Annotated in this window: 2 protein-coding genes; both read right to left on the reverse strand. The window is 65.0% G+C overall.

Features of this window, described 5'->3' with window-relative positions:
* The coding region (locus EN749_RS39490; protein WP_189367963.1) for a hypothetical protein at positions 1 to 301 on the reverse strand (301 nt) is incomplete at its 3' end.
* A gap of 23 nt (positions 302 to 324) precedes the next feature.
* Positions 325 to 1,161, reverse strand: coding sequence for a hypothetical protein (locus tag EN749_RS35580; protein ID WP_128364920.1), 837 nt, complete (start codon positions 1,159 to 1,161; stop codon positions 325 to 327).
* Positions 1,162 to 1,519: the final 358 nt, after the last annotated feature.

Raw genomic sequence — 1,519 nt, forward strand, 5'->3', positions numbered from 1 at the left:
GTTTCCACCTTGCCGGCGTTGCTTGCCGATGCGGTGCCGCCGGAAGCGCCATCACCGCCGTCACCAGCATCGACGCCGAGACTGACGATGTTGTCCCGCCCTGGCCGCCATCGCCGCCGCCGCCACCGATCGATTCGACCAGCATGCCAATAGCACCCCGGCCATTGGTGGTGATGTTGCCGGTGTTGGTACCGGTTGCATTGGCGCCATCATTGCCCGCGCCGCCGGTGCCACCGCCGCCGAACAGGCCGAAGGCGTCGCCGCCGCCCCCACCGCCGCCGCCGACCGACTGTACGGCCATGCCGCTGGCGAAATCACCATGCGTTATGATGCCGCCCGAATTGCTGCCCGTGGCATTTCCGCCCAAAGTGGCGCCGCCGCCATTGCCGCCGCCGCTGACGACCCCGACGCCATCGGCGCCATTGCCACCCACACCACCTGCCGACCGCACCAGCATGCCATAAGAGGCCAATCCCGATGTTTCCACCTTGCCGGCGTTGCTTGCCGATGCGGTGCCGCCGGAAGCGCCATCACCGCCGTCACCAGCATCGACGCCGAGACTGACGATGTTGTCCCGCCCTGGCCGCCATTGCCGCCGCTGGCATTGGAGAAAATGCCGTAGGAGAAGTCGCCCGTCGTCGTGATGTCGCTGGTGCCAGACGCAACCGCGTTGGCGTTGCCGCCGGTATTGCCGCTTCCGGCGTCGCCGCCGAGGTTCGCGATCGCCGGCAGGGCGCCGCCGCCACTGCCGCCATTGCCACCGACCGCAGAAGCTTCGAAGCCATGATGTCCCGTGCCGATGGTCGACATCACAGCGTTGTTGAGAATGTCGACGGATCCACCCACGCCGCCATTGCCGCCCTCACCACCATTGGTTTCAATGGGCGTTCCAGCCAGGCCTTCGCCGCCGTCGCCGCCATCGCCGCCATTGGCAGTGCCGACAAATCCAGATGCGTTGACGTTTATCTGCGGAGCGTTGTTTACGGCTCCAGGGGTCGCATTTGTAATCGATCCGCCGGGATCGCCATTATCGCCATCTGCGTCAAAGCCACCAGGTCCCCTGTCCGGAGCATCCGGGCCGTTCTCGTCTATGACGAACTGAGCATGCGCCGCCGGTATCGGCGGAAAACCCACCAGCGCGGTGGCGCCGAGGAGGACCATCAACCGTCCGGCAATCACACCTGGCCGGCGACGGCGACCCGAGCCAGACGCTTCTTACGCACGTGCCACCGGTCCAAGTTTGAACAAAGTCCACGCTTGCGCCGCACGAAGCGAACAAGGCGAACTGCCGGGCAGCGCTTGGCGGGCAAGCCCTGCTTGCTGGGATACCTCTGCCACATGGGCATTGGCAGCATCGATACCGGAACCCGGAACCGCGAATGCGCGTTTGATGGCAAAGCCACCACGCTTTGAAAACAAAGCCATGCACTTACCCCCCGTTTTACGGGGGCGCGCCTCAATGCCTGCTTAAGGCGACGCCACCGCTATGCTCATGCAATTGCAATAAGGATGCCGGCAC

The organism is Mesorhizobium sp. M7A.F.Ca.ET.027.02.1.1 (assembly GCF_004022985.1).
In the GTDB taxonomy this organism is placed as follows: domain Bacteria; phylum Pseudomonadota; class Alphaproteobacteria; order Rhizobiales; family Rhizobiaceae; genus Mesorhizobium.

Coding starts and splice junctions, on each gene's coding strand:
- EN749_RS35580 (WP_128364920.1), bottom strand. CDS start 1,161: ATGGTCCTCCTCGGCGCCACCGCGCTGGTGGGTTTTCCGCCGATACCG.